2 protein-coding genes and 1 pseudogene are annotated in these 3,917 nt (G+C 50.2%); all 3 read left to right on the forward strand.

Annotated features, from left to right (window positions below):
• Window positions 1–258: pseudogene (locus ACG2E4_RS18155) on the forward strand (xylose isomerase); the annotation flags it as partial.
• A 201-nt stretch (window positions 259–459) separates the two neighbouring features.
• Window positions 460–2,445, forward strand: coding sequence for a sulfatase-like hydrolase/transferase (locus tag ACG2E4_RS18160; RefSeq protein WP_395277475.1), 1,986 nt, complete (start codon window positions 460–462; stop codon window positions 2,443–2,445).
• Between the two features lie 191 nt (window positions 2,446–2,636).
• Window positions 2,637–3,917: sulfatase (locus ACG2E4_RS18165; RefSeq protein ID WP_395277476.1), on the forward strand; the 1,281-nt coding region annotated here is incomplete at its 3' end.

The following is a 3,917-nucleotide window of genomic DNA, read 5'->3' on the forward strand; positions in this document are numbered from 1 at the left end:
CACATGCAGAAAAATGAGGGACGCCTGATCCACAACATGGAGCTGTGCTGGGACGAGATCGCCTACATCCAGCAGGGGGACGTGCCGGGCCGCAACGAGCCCTATACCGGGGAGATCAACTACCGGAACGTCTTCAAATACATCCATGACAAGGGCTACGACGGCATCCTGGGCATGGAGCACGGCAACGCCCGTGAAGGTAAGGAAGGCGAACAGGCAGTCATCGATGCCTATATTAAAGCCGATAGTTTTGAATAGATTTGGTGTAAAAGAAATAAATCTCTACTCTTTTATTTAAATAGTTGGGAAAGAGAAGAAAAGAAATATCAGTATCTGCTAAGCATTAATTAATATTGTAATTTGGAATGTAAATTCATGCATAAGTCTCTCTACTTATTCAATCTAATCATTATATTCTCGGTTCTCTCTGCATGCCAGTCGGAATCCCAACAACAGCCTGTGGGAAACCAAGAGCTGCCCAACATTATATTTATTCTCACCGATGATCTCGGGTACGGTGATATTGGAGCCTTATACCAGAATCAGCGAGGGGAAGAGGGCGAGCCTCACCATAAGACACCGCACCTTGACAACATGGCTAGTGTAGGAATGAAGCTGACCCGTCACTATGTGGGCGCACCGGTGTGTGCACCCTCGCGAGCGTCCCTGCTGCAGGGGGTCCACCAGGGCCATGCCAATGTGCGCGACAACCAGTTTGACAAGGCGCTCTCTGATAACCATACGCTGGCTTCAGTACTGAAAGAAGCCGGCTATGCCACAGGCATAGTAGGCAAGTACGGACTGCAGGGCCTGGAGGGCGATTCCCCGGAAAGCTGGCAGGCCTATCCAACAAAGCGGGGATTCGATCATTTTTTTGGGTATGTTCGTCACCGGGACGGCCACAACCACTACCCGGCTCACGAGGTCAGGGAGCGACCCAAGGTTGAACTATACGCGGGCAATGAGGAGATCTCCGATCAGCTCAGGGGCGTGTATACCACTGATCTGTTTACGGCCGCCGCCAAAAAATGGATTACTGACCAAGAGCAGAAGGATCAGCCTTTTTTCCTGTACCTGGCCTATGATACTCCGCATGCGGGCCTGGAAGTGGCTTCCACCCCCTATCCTGAGGGAGGAGGACTTGACGGGGGCGTGCAGCTAATTGGTGAGGAAGGCAACTACATTAATACGGTCGGGGACAGCATCGATACCTACATTCATCCCGATTATGCCGGCCGGGACTGGCCCGGCCCGCAGCAACGTTTTGCCAGCATGGTTCGCCGTATTGACAACGGTGTGGGTGATATTACCCAGCTTCTCAAAGATCTGGATATACATGAGAATACCATGATTGTTTTTACCTCCGACAATGGTCCACACAAAGAATCCTATGGCTACGGTGATTATGATCCTACTTTTTTTGACAGTTTTGGACCTTTAGACGGGATTAAACGCGATACCTGGGAAGGAGGTATTCGGGTTCCCACAATTGTATACTGGCCCGGCAAAGTGCCCGGCGGTGCAACTAATGATTCACCCAGCGGTTTCCACGACTGGCTGCCGACGTTCGCAGAAATGGCCGGACTGCCGGCGCCCGCCCGGACCGACGGCGTTTCCCTGCTGCCGGTGCTTACCGGTGAACGCGGGCAACATGCCGGAGAGGTTTATATCGAGTATAGCCAGGACGGACAAACCCCCGATTATGAGGAGTTTCACGCATCCCACCGGGGGCAACAGCGTGGGCAGATGCAGGTGCTCTACCTGGATGGGTATAAAGGGGTCCGCTATGACATTCAATCGGCAGAGGATGACTTCCGCATTTATGATACGCGGCAAGATCCCGGAGAGACCAGTAACCTTGCCGGCAGCAGTGAGCAGATGGAACTCCTGCAACAACGCATGAAGGACAGAGTCCTGCAGCTCCGTCGCCCTGATTCGTCCGCCAAACGACCGTATGATGAGGAGCCGGTACCTGCCCTGAATGTCCCTGAGGATATACAACCAGGTCTCCGCTACCGGGTATTTGAGGCGACCACGCCTTGGGTACCTGATGTATCTACGCTGGAACAATCCCCTGAGCAAAGCGGCATTACCGAGGGATTTGACCTCGGAGTGCAAACCCGTGAGGAACATATTGTCCTGGAATACGCCGGCCTGCTTGAAGTGCCCGAGACTGGAGTATATACATTTTCCCTCCAGACAGACCAGGGGGCTGTGCTGCGTATCCACGGGGCAACAGTAATCGATGCCGACAAAGGTTATGATCCGGGTTCGGTTACTACTTCTGAAATCCGGTTGGAAGAAGGATATCATCCCGTTCAACTTATCTATGCACAGTCGGAAGAGAAACGAACTCCCACTCTTCAGCTACAGTGGAGTGGGCCGGAATTTTCCCGACAAGCCGTTCAGCCAGCCCATTTATATCATCGGACAGGCACAGATTAATGTCATATCTGGGACAAAAATGTTCTTGAATGTTGCTTTAAAATTGAAGTAACTGAAGTATAAGGGAGCTTTGCAGACCCTTCTGCTTTGCAGGGGCACTGACCTCGCAGGCGGGAGTACAACGCCCTCAGAATGACGAGTTGAGAGTTTGGAAAGGCCATATAAACCGGTAGAAATTATTGACGGGTACCATGTCTTATTTTCGAATTTTATACACCATCTGTCTTCTTCTCGTTTGTTCACCGTTGATGGTGTTAAAGGCCCAAACGCCAAACCAGGAAAAGCCAAATATTATTTTCATTTTAGCTGACGACTTGGGCATCTCGGATATCAATTCATTCGACCCGTTGGAGCGATCTTTTTACGAAACTCCGAATATTGACAAGCTGGCGAAGGAGGGGATGAAATTCCTCCAGGCCTATACAAATGCAGCCAATTGTGCACCCACAAGAGCAGCGTTACTGAGTGGTCAATATTTTCCAAACCAGCCAATCTATCATGTTGGAAGACCCGGCGCCGGGAGAAGGGAACCGGGAGAGATGGTATCCGCAGAGAACGCAGATGAGCTTCCACTTGAGAAAATAACAGACGCAGAGATGTTGCAGCAGGCGGGTTATTCAACGGCATTTGTTGGTAAATGGCATGTGGGCAGGCCACCAGAATATGGACCTCAACAGCAGGGATACCAGGTTAATATTGGTGGAAGCGGAGATGGTAATCCAGGAGAATGGGATGGCGGTTATTTTGAGCCTGACAATAATCCATTAATTGATGATTCGCAAAATGGAGAATACCTGACCGATTATCTCACCCGAAAAGCCATTGACTATATCACTGGGAACAAGGATGGTCCATTCTACCTGAACCTCTCTTATTATACACCTCACTGGCCTCTTCAGGCACCAGAACAGTTGGTAAAAAAATATCAACAAAAGGACCCCGACAGAGGACATCATAATGCCACCTATGCCGCGATGATAGAGAGTCTTGATGCCAATATTGGGAAAGTCCTGAATACGTTAGACGAACTCGGCATTGCCCAGAACACCGTAGTTGTTTTTATGTCGGACAATGGAGGACTAGGCGGATATGAATTTATAGAAGACAGACCGGAAGCTGATCATATGCTTTCATCGGGTGTTACAGACAACGCTCCATACAAAGGAGGAAAAACCACCTATTATGAAGGGGGAATACGTACTCCCCTGATTATTCGATGGCCGGGCGTCATACAGCCTGGAACAACATCCGATGAGCCGGTGATTGGCATCGACTTATATCCAACCTATCTTGAATTGGCAGGGCTTGAAAACCCCGAAGGCTATCAGCTGGATGGGGTTAGCCTGACTCCGTTATTGGAGAATCCGGATAACTCCCTAAATCGCGAAGCATTGTACTGGCATTTTCCGGGGTATCCGAATTCAAGATGGAGAACAGGTCCAGTGAGCGCAGTACGTTCTGAACGTTGGAAA

The sequence above is a fragment of the Halalkalibaculum sp. DA384 genome (genome assembly GCF_043951955.1).
GTDB lineage: Bacteria > Bacteroidota > Rhodothermia > Balneolales > Balneolaceae > JAMQKA01.